The 18,653-nt window shown below is 61.9% G+C and carries 17 protein-coding genes and 1 riboswitch; of the genes, 6 read left to right on the top strand and 11 right to left on the bottom strand.

The annotated features are described in order from the left end of the window. Nucleotides 1-696: 696 nt before the first annotated feature. The 6 genes from ABDK06_RS07540 to ABDK06_RS07515 all read right to left on the bottom strand — a co-directional run bounded on the left by ABDK06_RS07540 (nucleotide 697) and on the right by ABDK06_RS07515 (nucleotide 6,992). Nucleotides 697-1,596 carry a hypothetical protein gene (locus ABDK06_RS07540; RefSeq protein WP_394940346.1) on the bottom strand — a complete coding sequence of 300 codons (900 nt, stop codon included), beginning with the start codon at nucleotides 1,594-1,596 and terminating at the stop codon, nucleotides 697-699. Nucleotides 1,597-2,098: 502 nt separating this feature from the next. Further along, nucleotides 2,099-2,878, bottom strand: a complete 780-nt coding sequence (locus ABDK06_RS07535; RefSeq protein ID WP_394940345.1) for a S1 family peptidase — start codon at nucleotides 2,876-2,878, stop codon at nucleotides 2,099-2,101. A 67-nt stretch (nucleotides 2,879-2,945) separates the two neighbouring features. Further along, nucleotides 2,946-4,526 (bottom strand): bifunctional hydroxymethylpyrimidine kinase/phosphomethylpyrimidine kinase, encoded by a 1,581-nt coding sequence (locus ABDK06_RS07530; protein ID WP_394940344.1) that lies wholly within the window; start codon nucleotides 4,524-4,526, stop codon nucleotides 2,946-2,948. Continuing rightward, nucleotides 4,523-5,194, bottom strand: coding sequence for a thiamine phosphate synthase (thiE, locus tag ABDK06_RS07525; RefSeq protein WP_394940343.1), 672 nt, complete (start codon nucleotides 5,192-5,194; stop codon nucleotides 4,523-4,525). The genes ABDK06_RS07530 and thiE overlap by 4 nt, the downstream gene beginning before the upstream one ends. Next, the gene (thiM, locus tag ABDK06_RS07520) at nucleotides 5,191-6,012 is read right to left on the bottom strand and encodes a hydroxyethylthiazole kinase (RefSeq protein WP_394940342.1); all 822 of its coding nucleotides are present in this window, start codon (nucleotides 6,010-6,012) and stop codon (nucleotides 5,191-5,193) included. Before thiM ends, thiE begins: the two co-directional genes overlap by 4 nt. Next, nucleotides 6,007-6,098: riboswitch (TPP riboswitch) on the bottom strand. (Overlaps the previous gene by 6 nt.) 48 nt (nucleotides 6,099-6,146) lie before the next feature. After that, nucleotides 6,147-6,992, bottom strand: a complete 846-nt coding sequence (locus ABDK06_RS07515; protein ID WP_394940341.1) for a helix-turn-helix transcriptional regulator — start codon at nucleotides 6,990-6,992, stop codon at nucleotides 6,147-6,149. Between the two features lie 101 nt (nucleotides 6,993-7,093). Here ABDK06_RS07515 and ABDK06_RS07510 point away from each other — a divergent pair, with 101 nt between their 5' ends. Further along, nucleotides 7,094-7,777, top strand: a complete 684-nt coding sequence (locus ABDK06_RS07510; protein WP_394940340.1) for an SDR family NAD(P)-dependent oxidoreductase — start codon at nucleotides 7,094-7,096, stop codon at nucleotides 7,775-7,777. Between the two features lie 47 nt (nucleotides 7,778-7,824). Next, complete coding sequence (locus tag ABDK06_RS07505; protein ID WP_394940339.1) at nucleotides 7,825-8,787, top strand: SDR family NAD(P)-dependent oxidoreductase; 963 nt, start codon at nucleotides 7,825-7,827, stop codon at nucleotides 8,785-8,787. Between the two features lie 25 nt (nucleotides 8,788-8,812). Here ABDK06_RS07505 and ABDK06_RS07500 read toward each other — a convergent pair whose 3' ends face one another. Both ABDK06_RS07500 and ABDK06_RS07495 read right to left on the bottom strand, forming a co-directional pair. Continuing rightward, nucleotides 8,813-9,229, bottom strand: a complete 417-nt coding sequence (locus tag ABDK06_RS07500; protein WP_394940338.1) for a VOC family protein — start codon at nucleotides 9,227-9,229, stop codon at nucleotides 8,813-8,815. Nucleotides 9,230-9,353: 124 nt separating this feature from the next. Then, on the bottom strand, nucleotides 9,354-10,034 hold the full coding sequence (locus ABDK06_RS07495) for a TetR/AcrR family transcriptional regulator (RefSeq protein WP_394940337.1): 681 nt from the start codon (nucleotides 10,032-10,034) through the stop codon (nucleotides 9,354-9,356). A 167-nt stretch (nucleotides 10,035-10,201) separates the two neighbouring features. Here ABDK06_RS07495 and ABDK06_RS07490 point away from each other — a divergent pair, with 167 nt between their 5' ends. From ABDK06_RS07490 to ABDK06_RS07475, 4 genes are all read left to right on the top strand, one after another. Next, nucleotides 10,202-11,605: a flavin monoamine oxidase family protein gene (locus tag ABDK06_RS07490; RefSeq protein ID WP_394940336.1), complete on the top strand. Its 1,404-nt coding sequence runs from the start codon at nucleotides 10,202-10,204 to the stop codon at nucleotides 11,603-11,605. Further along, nucleotides 11,605-12,453 carry a universal stress protein gene (locus ABDK06_RS07485; protein ID WP_394940335.1) on the top strand — a complete coding sequence of 283 codons (849 nt, stop codon included), beginning with the start codon at nucleotides 11,605-11,607 and terminating at the stop codon, nucleotides 12,451-12,453. The genes ABDK06_RS07490 and ABDK06_RS07485 overlap by 1 nt, the downstream gene beginning before the upstream one ends. An 8-nt stretch (nucleotides 12,454-12,461) precedes the next feature. Then, nucleotides 12,462-14,033, top strand: coding sequence for an APC family permease (locus tag ABDK06_RS07480; protein ID WP_394940334.1), 1,572 nt, complete (start codon nucleotides 12,462-12,464; stop codon nucleotides 14,031-14,033). 122 nt (nucleotides 14,034-14,155) lie between these two features. Continuing rightward, complete coding sequence (locus ABDK06_RS07475) at nucleotides 14,156-14,857, top strand: queuosine precursor transporter (protein WP_394940333.1); 702 nt, start codon at nucleotides 14,156-14,158, stop codon at nucleotides 14,855-14,857. A 14-nt stretch (nucleotides 14,858-14,871) separates the two neighbouring features. Here the strand turns inward: ABDK06_RS07475 and ABDK06_RS07470 are convergent, their stop codons facing one another. The 3 genes from ABDK06_RS07470 to tgt all read right to left on the bottom strand — a co-directional run bounded on the left by ABDK06_RS07470 (nucleotide 14,872) and on the right by tgt (nucleotide 18,609). Continuing rightward, nucleotides 14,872-15,390 (bottom strand): mycothiol transferase, encoded by a 519-nt coding sequence (locus ABDK06_RS07470; RefSeq protein ID WP_394940332.1) that lies wholly within the window; start codon nucleotides 15,388-15,390, stop codon nucleotides 14,872-14,874. Between the two features lie 30 nt (nucleotides 15,391-15,420). Then, nucleotides 15,421-17,211 carry a gamma-glutamyltransferase family protein gene (locus ABDK06_RS07465; RefSeq protein ID WP_394940331.1) on the bottom strand — a complete coding sequence of 597 codons (1,791 nt, stop codon included), beginning with the start codon at nucleotides 17,209-17,211 and terminating at the stop codon, nucleotides 15,421-15,423. 147 nt (nucleotides 17,212-17,358) lie between these two features. Next, nucleotides 17,359-18,609: a tRNA guanosine(34) transglycosylase Tgt gene (gene tgt, locus ABDK06_RS07460; protein WP_394940330.1), complete on the bottom strand. Its 1,251-nt coding sequence runs from the start codon at nucleotides 18,607-18,609 to the stop codon at nucleotides 17,359-17,361. Nucleotides 18,610-18,653 lie beyond the last annotated feature (44 nt).

Raw genomic sequence — 18,653 nt, 5'->3', positions numbered from 1 at the left:
AAGACACTACAAAAAGACCTGTTCACTGACCGCGCTCACGAGCAGCCCTCAAATAAATTGCTCTAACTCATGAAAAACGCGCCGACACAGCAGGACGCGCCCTCAGAATGATCAGTTGAGACCACCAAACACAAAAACCCACTGAGCTCCAGCACAGCAAAACAACGCTGGCCGCCTCCGCAAGAGAACGGCGCTGATGGCAATGCAAAATCAGTAGAGCGCAGAATGCCCTGGATATCCTGGTCAGGGCATTCTGCGCTCTTGCCTCGGTTCTTCGAGCTCTACGTTGATTTTCTGCACCTTGCGGATATATCTGACAACAAACCACACCCCCAGTAGCTACGACAGTAGCTAAAACCCGGTACAAGATGATCAGGATCGAGAATTGAACTGAGGTAGGAACTATATTGCAGATAGGCCTTCCGGGTTACCGTTGGTTCAAATTTTTCTTAGCCCGAATGGCAAGGAAAGCCACGAAAAAAACCCACATAATCGGAACGAGAGTTGAGGATAATGTCGTAAACGACCTCTCACCTGGGAAAACAATGTATTGAAGAATCAATAGAACGAGCGATGCGGAAAAAACAGCCACGGTCAAAATTAAGAACTGGCTTCGAAACGCTAGCCGTCTCACTTCCTTAGTCATCTGCATCAAGTCCATAGCTATGCCGCCCTCCAAAAATTTGACTTCTCTGCCTAAGCGTAGCAATCGACAATAACGGGATACGGAGCACCCGGGATAGGGAACCCATTTCCCCAGCGGATACCCAGGCACTTACCTTGGTTCCTAGCATTGTTCGCGACGACGACAGACGCACCGGCGAGCACTCCACAAGCAGCTGCAACTGGCAGCAATGCAACTGCTCCTCCGCAGATAAGCGCAAATCCACCAGCACTATCAGCAGCGGTTGCTGTTTCGCCGCGAGTAAATTCCACCGTGTTGTTGAGCCAATCTTTTTGGAGCCTAGGGTCTGCAATCACGGGGAACTGAGCGTTGGAAAAATCTATTTTCTGAGTTACGACGTTATTTGAGACGGAGTAAGTAGTCTTGAGTGCTTTACCAGTCGCATCTTTTGCCCATGCCGGAGCAATGAGGTTGTTAGCCTTGCCGCCATGGTCAGAAACCAAAATCGAGCCACTTTGTGTAGCTGAAAGCTTGGCTGGTTTCCCACCGACGTTGATTTCATAGCTGTACTCTGTTGGAGAATCCTTTGAACCGATGATGCTATACCCAGCTGTTGCCCCGGAAGTTGCGTCAGTCAAAACATAGCTATAGTTTGCAGAACTTTTGAAGACTAAGGCGCCATCAGCCGAAGATGCCTTGAGGTCACCAACAGGTTTCATTGTTAGGGCCGATGATGTGTTAGGTCCTGCCACTTTGAGACCTTCATTGATCACAGCAGCAGATGCTGATTGAGGCTGTTTCGCTACACGCTCTTTGAGGCCAGTGGCAGATCCAGATGGGTTGTACAACCCAATTTTCGCCAATTGGCTCAGTGGGTCATTCTTTGTTTCCGAAGCCTGCACTGGAGCTGCACTAAGCCCTAAGGCTCCTAGTGCGGCAACCGTTGCAAGCGCTGTAATCAGTCTCTTCATCGTGATTTTCCTTCAGTGTCTCACTATCGTTATGTAATTTTTTCCTTGCTCAATCCACCACTCTGCACCAAAAGCACCAAGTATGGATTAAATGGCGGAGGTTTCAGTTAACACCATCCCTCTGATGGTTTTTTGAACACAGTGGATAACTTCCTCACCATGTCAGTGCCAGGCTTCCCGGACGCCTGGCCGAGCACATAAAATTTTTGGCGCAATATTCTGCGGCAGCGTCCTCTTGGTTTGCAAGATGTGCCTGACGGATGCCGCAAGGCGCTGGCCAATGAACCTATTCGCCCGCACCGAATCTGGATTGATCGCTGCCTTCTGAGCAGGACGCTTCCGGCGATTGCTCTGAACTCTACCGAGTATGCAGATCTACATGTTTTAAAGTGGGTTTAAGATGTAGATCTGCACACTCGGCGGGGGTTAAAAAGTGGTGGCCCCGACCGGAGCCGGGACCACCACGGAGAGCGTTCAGAATTCACGCTGTGAAGCTGTGAACTCAGATCCGCGAGAGGATGTCAGCCGTATAGGTGGTGACCCGGGTGTAGACGCCCGGATAACCGGCAAGCGCACAGCCATTGCCCCAGGAGACGATGCCGACCAGCTTGCCGCCGATCACCAGGGGGCCACCGGAATCGCCCTGGCAGGAGTCCTTGCCGCCCTGGCTGAGACCGGCGCAGACCATCGAGGTGGCGTCGAAATCGGAGCCATAGGCCGAGGAGCAGCTTGAGTTGCTGGTGATCGGCACGGTGACCTTACGGAGCTTGTTCTGGTAGGTGCCATTTCCCGTGGTGTCGCCCCAGCCGAGGACTACGGCGTTGGTGCCTGCCGCGTAGACCGCGGGGTTCGTCTCCAGGGTGGCGACCGGGCCGGTGAAGGCGGTGGAAAGTGTCAGGATGGCGTAGTCGCCTTCGCCGGTGCTGGCGTAGTCCGGATTGGCCCAGACGCTGCTCACGGAGGAGGTGTTCGGGCCGCCGGTGCGGTTAGCGCTGCCACCATTGATCTTGAAGAAGCTGGTAGGCCGCTTGCTGCCGCTTCCCGTGAGTACGCAGTGCGCCGCGGTGAGAACTTTCTTGGGCGCGATCAAGGTGCCGCCGCACCAGTTATCCCCGTTAGAGGCCTGGTTCACCGCGACGATGGGTGCATAGTCGCTGATGGTGGCGGTGGTGCCGCCGACAATCTTAGGAGCCGGAACCGCGGCATTCGCGGTGGCTCCTCCAGTGAGGATGAGGCCAAGAGCAGCCAACCCAAGCATCGTCGCTTTGACAGTCTTTCGCATTATTGCCTTTCTTGTTGATTGTCCCCGGTCAACAAGTGATTGCGCTCACAGGAACTTTATAGCAAATTCACATCCTTGTCTCTGCTTCGAGGTGCGGATTTAGCTGGGAATATCCTGACAGTGCCTCAGCGGAGCAGCGGAGCAGCGGCGCGGCGAAGAAGTCCCGTTCGTGTTCAGCCGAGATGCGGAAGGCCCGCTGCATGGCGCTCCGCTCAGCTGGCCCGGCTTGCACTGCGGCCGTCATCACGAAATCAATGGCTCGGCGGGTGGCTTCCGTGAACTCCGGATCGGCGTAGGTCTCCAGCCAGCTCCGGTAAGGATGCTGTTCCGTGACGGCGTGCTGCAAGCGGCTTCCGACGTCGTGATAGAGCCAGAAGCAGGGCAGCAGCGCGGCGATCAAAAGCGGATAGCTATCCCGGCAGGCGTGCAGGTGCTGAAGGTAGTGAGTAGTGGTTTGGCTCGGCTCTTGCTCGAACACCGTCTCGGCGCCGAGCCAGTCTCGGTGTAGTCCCAGCTCGGTGGCAATCGCGTTCTGCGCGCTCGCCGCCCAGAAGGCTTGCTCGGCGGTGCTCGGGGCGAGCTTGCTGGCTTCCGCCAGGCCTCGGGAGTACTCGCGCAGATAGAGAGCGTCCTGGGCCAGGTACCAGCGGAAGCTCGCTGGCTCCAGGCTGCCGTCGGCGAGTTTGCGGATAAAGGGCAGCTCGTCGATGGCTGCTCTCCAGGCGGAGATGTCCTGCCACCACTCCTGCTTTAGATCTTCAGGATTCGCACTGGTGGCTAAGCCACCTCGCTGCCAGAGACCGGCGAAGTGATTGATCGGACCCCGGCCCTTGCCAACCCGGAGTTCTGCACCGTGCGCAATGCTCTCGCTCAGCCAGCGCTTCACTTCGCGGAGGCTGGAGGGCCAATCCTCACCCGCCGCTCGCCGAGTGGCCAGACCTGCGGACAGCGAGCAGCCGGTGCCGTGGGTGTTCTCGGTGCGGATTCGGCGAGCGGGGAACTGCGTCACCCTTACCTCCTCACCGCGGGAAGGTTCGATCAGCGCATCGGGGGCCTGCTCTCCTGCCAGATGGCCGCCCTTGGCCAGTACTGTGACTCCGTAACGGTTGGCGAGCCGCGCTGCCTGGGCCAGCGCTTCGGGCCAGTTGACCGCAGGAGCTTCCTCGGCCAGAATCGCCAGTTCTGGAAGATTGGGGGTGACCAGATCCACCGTGCTCAATAATTCGCGAAGCGCATTTTCGGCGTCCTCATCGAGCAAGCGATCCCCGCTGGTCGCCACCATCACCGGATCCAGCACCACAATGGCTGGTCGGTGCCGAGCCAACCAGTCAGCAACCGTCTTGATCACTTCGCGGTTGGCCAGCATGCCGATCTTGACCGCGTCGATCTCGACGTCGTCGCTCACCGCGGTGAGCTGCTCGGCTAAGAAGCTCACCGGAGGGACATGCACCGCGCTGACTCCCTGGGTGTTCTGGGCGACCAGCGCGGTGACCACCGCCATGCCGTAGCCGCCCTGGGCCGCGATGCTCTTCAGATCGGCCTGGATGCCCGCCCCGCCGCTCGGGTCGGTGCCGGCGATGCTGAGTACCCGAGGGATGCCAGATGGTGGGGTGCTCAGTTGCCGCAACCGTTGGCTCGAGCCGCTCATTGCGCGGTCCGCCAGGCCCGGGAGAGTTCTTGCGCTGCCGCGAGCGGGTCACTTGCGGTGCAGATCGCGGAGACGACCGCTGCCCCCGCAGCTCCCGAGCGACGTAGCCCGGGCAGGTCGGCGATGCCGATGCCGCCGATCGCCACCACGGGCAGTGAGCACTGCTTGACGAGCTCGCGGAAGCCCTCTATTCCCAGGGCGGCGGGTGCATCGGGCTTCGTGCTGCTGGGGTGCAGGGTGCCGATTCCCAGATAGTCGATCAGCGTCGCTTGCTGCTCGGCGGTCCGAAGTTCCTCCGGAGTGGCTGCACTCAGCCCGATCACCGGCTGCTCGCCGATCAGTTCGCGGGCCAGTGCAATCGGCAGATCGGACTGGCCCAGATGCACCCCGGTCACCCGGCAGCCCAGCGCACGAGCCGCCAGAAAGACGTCGACCCGATCATTGACGAAAAGGCTCACCCGCTCCGGAAGCACCGTGAAGACTTCGGTCACGGTGCGCAAAAAATCAGCCGTCGACGCCGTCTTCTCCCGGAGCTGCACCGCGGTGACGCCGCCGGAGACCGCCAGGCGGACGACGTCGGTCAAGGACTTGCCCTGCGCGGCGATCTGAGCCGCATCGGTGACCAGGTAGAGGGAGAGATCGAGATCCGTCCCGGCTCGCTGGCTCATCGAGTCACTCGTTCGACCTGGATCCGGGCCCGTTCGCTGAGGTCCTCGGGCCGCAGCGCGGAGAGTTCGTCAAGGAAGGCCAGGGCGAAGCTACCCGGTCCGGCAGCGCGTTCCGCCGCGATCTCGGCGGCCACGGTGTAGACCGTGACGGCGGCTACCGTAGTGCTCAGTTGATCTTCGCTCGTCGCGGCGAAGGCCGCGATCACCGCTCCCAGTGCGCAGCCTCCGCCTGTCACCTTAGTGAGCAGATCGGTGCCATTGGCGATGCGGACTCGGTACTGTCCGCCGACGATCAGATCGATCGGGCCGGAGATCGCCACCACGCTGTCGCCCGCAGCCAGTTCGGTGGCTGCGGGCAGGGCCGCTTCCACGCCGTGGGCGGCGTCCACTCCTCGCCCGCCTGGGCCGTTTCCAGCCAGGGCGATGATCTCCGAGGCATTGCCGCGGATGACATCGGGTTTCAGCTCCCTGAGCCGCATCGCGAGTTCGGTCCGCACCGGCAGTGAGCCAATAGCGACCGGGTCGATCACCCACGGGGTGCCGGCGGAACTCGCCCCGGCCACCGCGCGCAGCATGGCTTGACGGTGTTCGGCGGTGGGAGTGCCCAGGTTCAGCAGCAAGCCAGAGGCCACCCGGGCAAAGGGCTCTGCTTCCTCTGGAATGTCCACCATCGCGGGGGAAGCTCCCAGGGCGAGCAGTACGTTCGCGGTGAAATTCACCACCACGCTATTAGTGATGCACTGCACCAGCGGCGCTTCGGAGCGCACTGCGAGCAGGGCGGATTGACTGAGTGAAATGAATTCTTCTGGCGTGCGCATGATGCGCGACATCCCTTCGCTAGTACTAACTAGATCAGGTTCGACGGGTGTGATCTCAGCCCTTGCGGGCACCCCGTGTCACGTGGTTAGCACCACGATATCGCACCGCTGAACATCTCGCGGCCGCTGGTTCTCTATTCGACGAGGGATTGAGTGCCGATGACTAAGGCGAGAGCGAGCCGGTCGGCATCTGCGGTGCCTGGTTCTGCGGTATAGATCATCATCCTCAGGTCATCGGTGGCGACGAAGAGCACATCGCAGTCGAGCGTGATCCGCCCGACCGCGGGGTGCTCGATGATCTTGTGCTTCGAGGTGTTCTCCCGGTTCGGAACTTCCCCCGATTCCCACAGCTGCTGAAATCGAGGGCTCCGGGAGCGCAGTTCGGCGATCAGCGATTTCAGGCTCCGGTCGGCCGGGTACCGGCTCGCCGTCATCCTGAGGTCGGTCACCTGCCCCGCCTGAAGTTCCGCTCGCTCCTCGGGGGTGTGCAGCACCCGGGAGCCCAAGCCGGTGAAGTTGCGCCACAAGGCATTGCGTTCCAGACCGTGCCAGGCTGAGGTCTCGCCCAGCAGAGCGTTGTACGGCGCATTGGCGAGGATCAGCGTCCAGGTGGCGTCGAAGACGGCGACCGGGGTGTTGGATAGCCGATCCAATATCCGCTGTACGCTCGCGGTAATCCGTGAGGGGACCATATCGGGCCCCGGGGTGGCGTGGCCCGCCAGCTGGTAGAGCAAGTCCCGCTCTTGATCGGGTAAGCGCAGTGCCCGGGCGAGGGATTCGACGACCTGGGCCGAGGGGGAGGTGGCTCTGCCCTGCTCGAGGCGGGTCAGGTAATCCGCCGAGATGCCTACCAGGCTGGCTAGTTCTTCACGGCGCAGTCCGGAGGCGCGACGTCGGCCGCCAGCCGGTACACCGACAGCTTCCGGTGTGACTCGATCACGCCAGCGACGCAGTGTCTGTCCGAATTCCCAGGTTTCCATGCTTCCAGTGTGCACGGCGAGAGGGGCTTTGTCCTGGACCTGGCAGTCCTACGAAAACGGGACCACTGGTTGGCTCTCGATGTTTCCAGAAAGCTGAAGTCATGACAATCACACTGATCACCGGAGCCAATAAAGGCATCGGATATGAAACAGCACGACAGCTACTCGAACTCGGGCACAAGGTCTACCTCGGTGCCCGCAGTATTGAACGCGGGCAGGCCGCAGCCAAGGACTTAGGTGCTCACTTCGTTCAACTTGACGTCACGGATGACGCCTCTGTGGCGGCAGCCTTACAGCAGATCGATGAAGCGGAGGGCCACCTCGATGTGCTGGTGAACAACGCCGGCATCGTGCCCACTGCACCGTTCGGCCCCGATGCGCTGCAGGTGTTCAACACGAACCCGGTTGGAGTGGTGCGCGTCACCCAGGCGGCGTTGCCCTTATTGCGTAAATCCGAGGTGCCGGTCGTGGTCAACGTCACCAGCGGTCTCGGCTCGTTCTGGGCGGTGACCAATCCGGAGAGAACCGAGTCCCTGCAACCGGCGGGGGTCTACGCAGCCTCCAAAGCCGCTGTGACGATGCTGACAGTTCAGTACGCCAAGGCGGAGCCCGGGATCAAGTTCAACGCGGTCGAGCCGGGGCTGACGGCGACCGACCTGATCGCAGGGTACGACGGCGGGCGTCCCGCCTCGGAAAGCGCCAAGGTGGTGGTCCGGATGGCGACCATCGGCGCCTCGGGTCCCACCGGGACCGTTCAAGAGGACGACGGCGTTTTGCCCTGGTAAATCCTCACCGCCTCATCACCACCCATCGACTGAAAGTCTGAAACGCCATGCCGCACACCTCCAGCACCGTCGGATCCGTCCTGATCACCGGCCCTACCGGCGGACTTGGCCGCGCCACCACCCTCGAACTGGCGCGCCGTCCTCAATCAACCCGTCCTGACCTGCTGCTGGTCGGAAGGGCTGGGCCAAAACTAGCCGAGATCGCCCGCGAGGCACGTGAAGCCGGTGCCACCGTGCACGAGATTCCCACCGATCTCTCCCGGCTTGCCGACGTCGGAGCCGCAGCTGCCGCCGTGCAGGAACTCATCGACAGCGAGGCAGCCCGACCGCTGAGCACCGTGATCGCAAACGCCGGCTGGTCCTCCGCGGACACCCGGGAAGCCTCGCACGACGGATTCGAGATGACGTTCGCGGTGAACTACCTGGCGCACGCCCAGCTGATCGGCGATCTCCACCACCGCAAACTGATCGGCGCCTCGGCTACCCCCACCCGGATCGTGCTGCTCAGCTCGAATCTCTACAACCCCGGCCTGATGCAGCGCATGATGGGGATGCCCCGGCCGGTCTGGCGCGATCCCGTCGAGCTGGCCACGCCGGCCGCCGCCGGCACCTCGAAGAGCACCAAGGCCGCTGCCATCGCCTATGCAAACGCCAAGCTCGCCCTCATCTACTACGCCCATGAAGCGCAGCGGAAGCTGGGCGACGGGGTCGCCGTCGTGGTGTTCGAGCCGGGCTGGATGCCCGGCACCGGCCTCTCCCGAGAGCAGGGCGCGGCGGTGCAGGCGATATCGCGGATGATGGCGCGGATGCCGGGGGCGACGACGCCGGAGCGGTCGGCACCGGCGCTCGCCTCGGTGGCTCTCGACAGCCGCTGGGAAGAGCTCCGCGACGGTGCTTTTATCGAGGTCGATCGGGTGATCGAGGTCGCCCCCTTCGCCCGGGACCGCGACCGGGAGAACCGGCTCTGGGAGGCAACTACCGAACTGCTCCAGAAGGCCGCAGGCCTCTGAACGGGTGACCGCCGGCCGCTAAACCTTACTGCTGGCCTCCGCTGATGTTGACCAGCCAGGCGATGCCGAATTTGTCATTGCACATTCCGAAGCTGTCTCCCCAGGGTGCTTTCTCCAGCGGCATCGCCACGATGCCGCCGTCGGAGAGCTTCTCCCAGTAACCTCGCAGCTCGGCTTCGTCTTCACCGCTGAGCGACACCGAATAGGTGTTACCGGGCTTGAACTCCATATGCGAAGGAGTGTCGGAGGCCATGAGGGTCAGGCCGCCAGCGGTTTCCAGCTGAGAGTGCATGATCAGGTTAGCCTCATTGGCTTCCACCGGGGCGTTGAACTCCGCGAAGGTGCTGGCGGTCAGCTCGCCGCCGAAGACGCTCTGGTAAAACTCCATAGCCTCTTTGGCGTTGTCCTTGAAGCTCAGATAAGGGTTCAGGCGAGTAGTCATGATATTCCTCCGCAGCTCGAGTAGTTGCTCAGATCGTACCCCCGGGCTCGGTTCGCGTCGATGGTTCCCAGCTCTGGGCGAACACTGTTTGCGGCAAGTTCTTCGGCTCAGCCCGCGGATTCGGTCAGCGTTTCGAAAGGTAGCGGGACTGTAAGCCCTGAATGATCGATTCGAGACCCAGCTCGAAGGCCGGTTCGGCTGAGTAGCGGCCATGAACGGCTTCGCGCGCTGCCACCGCGCTGCTCAGGGCGGGAGCCTCTGGTTGCAAGGCTCCGATGTCGAAGATGCTCTCCGGAGCGGTGGCGTCAAAGGCTGAGCCGTAGATGAAGGATTCCAGGGCGACTACCGCATTGACGATCTCGGCCTCAGGCCAGCCCACACGGTTGAAGCCCTTGGTCACCGCTTCGTAGATCCGCAGCGTCTGGGGTGAGTTGGTGATCGGCTGGACCGCGATCAGCGGGATCAGCGGGCTGTGGTGCGCGAAGACGTCCCGGTAGGAACGGGCCCAGTCACGGATGGCTTCATCCCAGGGTTTGCTCTCAAAGGAGGAGACGTCAACCAGCGACATCAAGTGGTCCTGCACCAGGATCAGGAGTTCCTTCTTTGAGCGCACATGGTTGTAGAGCGCGGAGGGTGCGACATTGAGCCGTCCCGCCAGGGCAGACATGGTGAGTCCTTGATAACCGCTTTGGCGGACCAGGTTGAGGGCTGTCTGGATGATTCTCTCGACGGCTAATACGGCCTTGACCGGCCGGCCGGCCCGTCGTTTGCCGCCAGATTGCTGTGCGGCAGCCATATCCGCCATGGTGGTCCCTTCGAATTGCTCAGAAGTTGATTATCTCACCCGGTGGCAGAGCCTGAAGTGTGATGTCCTTTTTCTTAATTGTGAGCTAGCATACATATAAATGAATTGTATTCATTTATATGTATCAGTCCGATGTGAATGAATATCGACCTAATCAAAGGGGAGCCATGAGCACATTGACGAGGGACGTGGTCGTGGTCGGGGCCGGGCCATCCGGGCTGAGCGTCGCCTGGAAATTGAAACGCGCCGGGTACCGCGTGGCCGTTGTGGAAGCCCGGGATCGGGTGGGCGGCCGCACCTGGACGGACACCGTGGAAGGCGCTGTGCTCGAAATCGGCGGTCAGTGGGTCTCACCCGATCAGACCGTGCTGATCGGCCTACTCGAAGAACTCGGCTTAGAGACCTTTAGCCGTTACCGGGATGGCGAATCGGTCTATCTCGCTCCCGATGGCCAGCGCACCCGCTATACCGGAGAGGTATTCCCGGTCTCCGAGCGCACCGCGGCGGAGATGGATCGGCTGACCAGGATTCTCGACGAGCTGGCCGCCGAGATCGGTGCGGAGCAGCCCTGGGCACACCCCCGGGCGCGTGAATTGGATACCATCTCTTTCCACCACTGGTTGCGGCAGCAGTCTGACGACGAAGAAGCCTGCAACTGCATCGGGCTGTTCATCGCCGGGGGCATGCTCACCAAGCCGGCCCATGCCTTTTCCGTGCTGCAAGCGGTGCTCATGTCGGCCTCAGCCGGCTCGTTCAGCAATTTGGTCGATGACACTTTCATCCTGGACAAGCGCGTGATCGGCGGCATGCAGCAGGTGTCCGAACGGATGGCCGCGGAACTGGGCGAGGACGTCATCCTCAATGCTCCGGTGCGCACCATCCGCTGGACGTCGGATTCGGTGCTGGTCGAAGCCGACGGGGTTTCGGTGTCTGGACGCCGGGTGGTGATGGCGGTGCCGCCCAACCTCTATTCCAGGGTCTCCTTTGACCCGCCGCTGCCACGCCGTCAGCATCAGATGCACCAGCACCAGTCACTCGGCCTGGTGATCAAGGTGCACGCCGTGTACCAGACCCCTTTCTGGCGCCAGGACGGACTCTCCGGAACCGGCTTCGGAGCGGCGGAGCTGGTTCAGGAGGTTTACGACAATACGAACCATCAGGATCCGCGCGGCACCCTGGTGGGTTTCGTCTCAGATGAGAAAGCCGATCGGGTCTTCGCCTTGAGCGCTGAGGAACGCCGGCGGGAGATCCTCGCTTCACTGGCGCGTTACCTGGGCCCCCAGGCGCTGGAACCGGTGGTCTATTACGAATCGGACTGGGGTTCGGAGGAATGGACTCGCGGCGCCTATGCCGCCAGCTTCGATTTAGGCGGTTTGCACCGCTACGGCGCCGATCAGCGTGCTCCCGTCGGCCCCATCCACTGGTCCAGTTCGGACCTTGCCGCCGAAGGCTATCAGCACGTCGACGGCGCCGTCCGAATAGGGCAGGCCACGGCCGCTGCGCTGGTCGATGAACTGGGTGCTCCGGCGCACCTGCCCGTCGCGAATCCGGTTGCACCGGCGGGTACCTGATGCGCTATGTGGTCTGCTACAGCGCCAATGCCCGGGGCCGGGAAGCGCTCAATCTGGCGATTGCGCTAGCCCGCAGGCAGGACGCCGAACTCGAGATCGTGCTGGTGCTCCCCGCCGCTTCGCCCTATGGAGCGGTGTACCCGCCCGCTCCCGACTCGATTCTGCAAGAGCAGGCGGAGCAGTGGCTTCGTGAGGCCGACGAGCTGGTGCCCCAGGACATTGCTGCAAGAACCCATCTGCGCCACGGCGAATCCGAGGCGGAAGCGCTGATTGCCGCTGCCGCAGAGTTCGACGCCGGGCTGTTGGTGATCGGGGCAGCCAATCAGGGACTGTTCCGCCGGTTCACGGTGGGGAGCACCGCGAGCTCCTTGCTGCATGCAGCAAGGGTGCCGGTGGCCCTGGTGCCGCGGGGGTACCAGAATCAGCAGCCGATCACCCGGCTGAGCTGTGGAATCGGCGATCGGGCCGGCGCCGATGAGGTGCTTGAACTGGCTCTCGACTCGGCTGAACGCCGTGGCCTGCCGCTACGCTTGATTTCTTTACTGCCTCTGGACGGCTTGGAACTCGCAGCCCGGGAGAGTTTGCAGTTGAAGCTGCGACTCGCGCTCGCCAAGCGTCCTGCCTCCGCCGTCAACCCCGAGATCGTGGTGGCGCAGGGCGGAAGCATAGAGCAGACCGTCGACGCTCTGCCCTGGGAGGAGCCCGGAGAGATTCTGCTGATCGGCTCCAGCCGGCTAGCGGCGTCCAGAGCACTATTCCTGGGCAGCACCGCGCACCGAATCCTGCGGGCTCTGCCGGTGCCGATGATCGTGCTGCCGCGCGGCCATCAATCTCGAAACACACCTTGAGGGGAAAGATGAGCAATTCTGCAGCAACGGAGCTGGGCGGAAAAGATGCCCCAAAGTCTCGGGTCAAGGCCAAGGGTGAAGAGGTGCTGAGCGAAAAAGGGCTGAGCGAGAAGGGGCTCAAAGCCGGATCGGTCGGCCTCCTGGGTGCCGTGGTGATCGGGATCTCCTGCATCGCCCCGGCCTATACCCTGACCGCGGCGCTCGGGCCCACCGTCTCAGTGGTCGGCGTGCAGCTACCCGCGATCTTTCTGGTCGGCTTCATCCCGATGCTGCTGGTGGCCTTCGGCTACCGGGAGCTGAATAATGCGATGCCCGACTCCGGAACATCCTTCACCTGGGCCAGCCGGGCTTTCGGCCCCTGGATCGGCTGGATGGGCGGCTGGGGACTGATTGCGGCGACCATTATCGTGCTCTCCAACCTGGCCGCCGTCGCCGTCGATTTCTTCTATCTGATGCTCGCCCAGATCTTCGCCAACCCGGAGCTGGGTGAGCTGAGCAAGAACCTGCCGCTGAACATCGCCACCACTTTCGTCTTCATCGCCCTGGCCTGTTGGATCTCCTACCGTGGCATGGAGACCACCAAGAGCTTTCAGTACATCCTGGTGGGGTTTCAGTTGCTCGTGCTGGGCTGGTTTGCGGTATCGGCATTCGCCCACTTGGCCGCCGGTAGTGCCTTCGATGCCACCGCGATCAGTCCGGATTGGTTCAACCCCTTTGCGGTCAGTTCTTTCTCGGATTTCGCCGCCGGGGTTTCGCTCTCCATCTTCATCTACTGGGGGTGGGACGTCACTCTGACCATGAACGAGGAGACCAAGAACCCGCAGAAGACTCCGGGGCGGGCGGCGACGCTCACCGTGGTGATCATCGTGGCCATCTATCTCGTGGTGGCGCTCGCTACGCTGTGCTACGCCGGAGTGGGTGATACCGGGCTGGGGGCGGGAAACCCGGAGAACCAGGCCAGCATTTTCGCGGTGCTGGCCGGACCGGTGATGGGCCCCTTCGCGATCCTGATGTCGCTCGCCATCCTCTCCAGCTCGGCGGCCTCTCTGCAATCGACTTTCGTCTCGCCGGGCCGCACCCTGCTCGCGATGGGGCACTACCGGGCGCTGCCCCAGTCCTTCGGCAGGGTCAGCCCGAGCTATAAATCCCCCTCGGTGGCGACCATTGCCTCCGCCATCGCGGCTGCCGCCTTCTACGCGCTGACCAGGATCATCTCGGAGAACGCGCTCTGGGACACCATCACCGCGCTGGGCATGATGATCTGCTTCTACTACGGCATCACCGCGCTGGCCTGTGTCTGGTACTTCCGGAGGCGCTGGTTCGCCTCGGTCCGCGGTTTCTTCTTCACCTTGCTCTTCCCACTGCTCGGTGGTCTGATCCTGCTGATGATGTTCGTCAAAACCGCCATCGATTCAATGGACCCCGGCTATGGCTCGGGCTCCGAGGTCGGCGGAGTCGGACTGGTCTTCATCTTGGGAATCGGCGTGATCCTGCTCGGTGCGGCGCTGATGCTGGTGATGTATCTTCGAAAGCCGGAGTTCTTCCGGGGCAAGGTGCTCAGCACCGGAGTGGCCGCCTAACGGCGTCTGCGTCTCGGTTCTCCGGCGGGCCGAGCGCTGGAGCGCTGCGGTTTTGATGGGTAGAATGGTGTGCGGCCTGGGTGCAGACGGGTCTTTCAACTAGCTCTCAGACCAGGAACCCGATGAAATCTACCGCACCCGCCCGTTACGCAGCTCTGGGCAGCCGTTACTTTGGAATTCTGCTCGCCGTGATGGCGGTGATCGTGGTGCTTTCCGGAATCGGCGCCGTGAAAGGCGTGCAGTTCGGCCCGATCATCACTGATGGTGGTTTTTTCCTGTTCCCTTTCGCCTACATCCTGGGCGACGTGATCAGTGAGGTCTACGGCTTCAAAGTGGCCCGTAAAGCGGTCTTCACCTGTTTCGGGCTCTCCGTTTTCGCTTCCCTGAGCTATTGGATCATCATTATCCTGCCGGGGTTCGATGACGACTTCGGGCACCAGAGGCAGGCCGCCCTGGAGAACGTGCTGGGGCCGGTGCCGCAGCTGGTCGCCGGTTCCTTGCTCGCTTTTCTGGCGGGGCAGTTGATGAATTCCTTCATCATGGTGCGGCTCAAGGCTCGCCAGGGGGAGCGCCGAGTCTGGGTCCGGCTGCTCGGTTCCTCGGGAGTCGGCGAATTCATCGACACGTTGATTTTCTGCACCGTGGCAGCGCCGGTGATCGGCATTACCGACGTCGGCGGCTGGGCGAATTATGTGATCGTGGGCTTTGTCTACAAGGTGGCAGTGCAGTATCTCTTTGTTCCGGTGACCGCCGTGGTGATCAACTGGATCAAACGGCACGAGCCCAGCTATGGGCTCGAAGCCGCCGAGCCAGCAGCCGTTTAGCTGCTCTGGCGTCCTCAGCCGCGTAGCAGTCCTTTCACATAAGCAGCCTGGCCGACGTGCTGAGAGCAATCGGAGAGCACGCTCACCAGGCGCACGCCCAGGGTCACCGGCGGATTCCAGCGTGTATCGACCACCCGATCGAGATCTGCCGAACTCAGCCCCGCGATGAACTGCTGAGTCGTATGATGCACAGCATGGTGGTATTCGGAGAGCAACTGCGGTCCGTCGAAAACCACTGAGGCAGCTTCGTCCGCGCTGTGCCCGTAGCCGGTGTCTTTGTTCTGCAACGGCAGGCCAGCGCGCTCCGCGAACCCCTGCTGGGTCCACAGTTGCTCGGTTCCGGCGACCTGCGCCAGGTGATCATCTTGAATTCTGCTCAGATGCCAGATCAGCCAGCTGATCGAATTGGCACGCTCGCGATGGCCAGCTGCCGGCTGGGTATTCATGGTCTGGGTTGCCAATCCGTCGAGTACTTCTCGGACTTCTTCGTCGATCCGGTTGAAGGCATCGCTGAGTAGTTCGGTGGATTCCATGGTTTCTCCCTTTTCTGTGGTCCTGCTGACTTAACGCCCAGAGGCATACCCTTGCATTCCCCGAGGGTTGGCTGCGGCATAAAAAACTTCTGATGCGGGGTCGACGCCGACCACGCAAAGCCTGCCCAGCGCCCAGTCGCCGGCCCGGGTCACCCGGTGCCCTCGGTGCTCCAGCTCAGTGATCACCTCTTCGCCGAGCCGGTTTTCCACCACGGCACCTCCGGGCTCCCAGGTTCTGGGCCAGAACGAGCCCGCCAAGGAGGTGGTGTGCAGGGCCGGCGCGTCGATGGCCTGCTGAGGGCTGTACCCGCCCACCAGGGTGCGGAGCAGAAAGAGCAACTGCCACTGATCCTGCTGATCTCCTCCCGGAGAACCCAGTGCGCTGACCGCCCGGCCGTCTTTGAGCAGCAACGTCGGTGTCAGGGTGCTTCTGGGGCGGTGACCGGGTTCCAGGCTTGCCGGGCCGCCCGGCTCCAGCCAACTCATCTGCAGTCGGGTGCCCAGGCAAAAACCGACTTCAGGGATATACGGTGAGCTCTGCAACCAACCGCCCGAGGGGGTGGCCGAAATGATATTGCCCCAGCGGTCAATCACATCCAGGTGGCAGGTATCGCCGCGGGTTTCGCCGCTCGCCCGCACAGTGGGTTCGCCCAGCCCCGCGCTGTTTATGTTGCTGGTGGAATATTCAGTGCGGAGGGGCGGCGTGAAGGCTTCTCGACCTGGAACGACGCCGGGGCGGAAGGAATGGCTGGCTCGCTCACCGATCAATGCCCGGCGGCCTGCTGCGTAGTCCGCCGAGAGAAGTACTTCAAGGGGAATATCTTCTCGATCACCGTAATACGCCTCGCGGTCGGCGTAGGCCAGTTTCTGGGCTTCCAGGATGTGATGAGCGCCGAGTGCGGTGGACGGGTCCAGGTATTCATCGTCGAAGCCGTCCAGGATGCGCAGGCTTTGCAAGAGCGCTGGTCCCTGGCTCCAGGGCCCCGCTTTGACGATGGTGTGCCCGCGGAATTCCAGGGTGACCGGAGTCTCGTAGTAAGCGGAGAAATCCCGGAAGTCCTGCGCGCTGATCACTCCTGCATGATCGCGTCCGTCCGAATGCCGATGCGGTGTCTTCGCGAAGGTTTCGACGGCTGCTGCGATCTGCTGTTTCCAGAGTTCCCGGGCCGCGGTGATCTGCTCGTTTCGAGAGCCATCGGGTGCAGCCTGGCTGAGTTTCTGCAAAGTGCTCGCCCAAGGGTGGTTGAACACCAATTCTCCGGTGCGGGGAGGCTTGCCATCGGGTAGCCATTGAGCGGCCGAGCTGGTCCAGTGCTCTGCGAACAGTTCGCGGACCGTCTCAATCGTCCGGCAGACTCCGGCGGCAACCGGGTGCCCGTGCCGGGCGTAGCCGATCGCGTAGTCCAGAACGTCCGGGAGTCTCCAGCTGCCATGATCGTGCAACAGGAGCAGCCAGGCATCGACCGCTCCGGGAACCGCCGCCGCGAGCGCGCCAGAACCAGGAACCAGATCCAGGCCCTCGGCGAGATAGTGTTCCCGAGTGGCGGCGGCCGGCGCGGGTCCCTGACCCATCAAGACTTTCGGGGCTGGATCTTGGGCGTTGCTGAAGATGGCGGTCAGATCGCCGCCCGGTCCGTTCAGATGGGGTTCGACGACGTGCAGCACGAAAGCCGCGGCAGTGGCGGCGTCGAAAGCGTTACCGCCGCGTTCCAGCACTGACTGAGCGGTCGCCGTCGCCAGCCAGTGCGTGCTGGCGCTCATCCCGAACGTGCCTTGCAAGGTCGGCCGAGTGCTGAAGCTCGACGGCGCAGTGAAGCTCATACCCCCAACCTACCAACAGCCGTTCAAGCCCCCGCAGGTTCCAGCCGTCCCATTGAATGTGACGGATGTTGCAGATGTTGCGAAAAATGCTGTGCATCAGTAACACCAGCACCACTCGGTGGGATAGCTGGTTTTGGAGATCAGGACTTAGTGGCTGTAGTAATTGCCCAGGGTCTCGGCTTTGAACTCAAAGAAGCTGCCGTCGTCGATCGACAGCCGGGCGTCGTCGACCATTTTGACCACGAAGCGCTCATTGTGGATCGAGATCAGGGTGTGCGAGAGCATTTCCTTGGCCTTGTACAGGTGGTGGATGTACGCCCTGGTGTAGTGCGCGCAGGCGTAGCAGTCGCAGCCCTCCATCAGCGGGCCGAAGTCCTTCTTGTACTTCGCATTGGAGAGATTCTTCCGGCCATAGGGGGTGTAGAAGGCCGAGTTGCGGGCTACCCGGGTGGGGGAGACGCAGTCGAAGGTGTCTGCGCCGTTCTCAATGGCGACGAAGAGGTCATCCGGCTCCGAGATGCCCAGCAGATGTTTCGGCTTGCTCTCCGGCAGTTCCTCGCAGCACCAACGGACAATGGTGCCCAGGTTCTCCTTCTCCAGGGCGCCGCCCAGGCCGAACCCGTCGAAGCCAGCGCCATCGATCTCCATGCCGCCAAGATCTATACAGGCCTTGCGCCGCAGATCTTCATACTGAGCGCCCTGAATCACCCCGAAAAGTGCCTGATACGGCTTGGCGATTCGCTGCTGAGTGAGTTTTTGATGCTCCGCTATACAGCGTTCCGCCCAGAGCCTGGTGCGTTCCAGAGCGGCTTCTTGGTAGCCGCGGGAATTGTGCAGGGTGGTGAGCTCATCGAAGGCGAACATGATGTCCGCGCCGAGCTGATGCTGCACCTGCATGGAGACCTCAGGGGTGAAGCGGTGCCGGGAACCGTCGAGATGAGATTTGAACCAGACGCCGTCGTCATCGATATGCGCCAGTCGTTCCCGGCCCGCGGCGACTCGGTCATCGGCCCCTGAATTGTCCACCGCATCCATATTGATCACTTTTTTGAATCCCGAGCCCAGGCTCATCACCTGGAAACCCCCGGAATCGGTGAAAGTTGGGCCCTGCCAGTTCATGAAACGCCCCAGACCGCCCGCTTCGTCCACGATCTCCGGGCCCGGTTGCAAATAGAGGTGATAAGCGTTGGAGAGCAAGGCCTGGGCGCCGAGTTCCTTCATTGAATCGGGCAGTACGGCCTTCACTGTCGCTTTGGTCCCAACGGCGATAAAAGCGGGAGTCTGGATCTCACCGTGCGGGGTGGAGATCGTCCCGGTTCGGCCGAGGAACTCGCCCTGATCCGGGGCGGTCTCGGTCAATCTGGAGGTGACGCTGAAGTTGAAATCTGAGGCAGGCACTCACCCATTCTCCCTGAGGCAAGTGGATGGAGCGTAATGCAATA

This window comes from Psychromicrobium ferritrahens (assembly GCF_043789415.1).
Lineage (GTDB): Bacteria > Actinomycetota > Actinomycetes > Actinomycetales > Micrococcaceae > Renibacterium.
The sequence above is the reverse complement of the archived record's forward strand: the minus strand, read 5'-3'. Positions and strand labels throughout refer to the sequence as shown.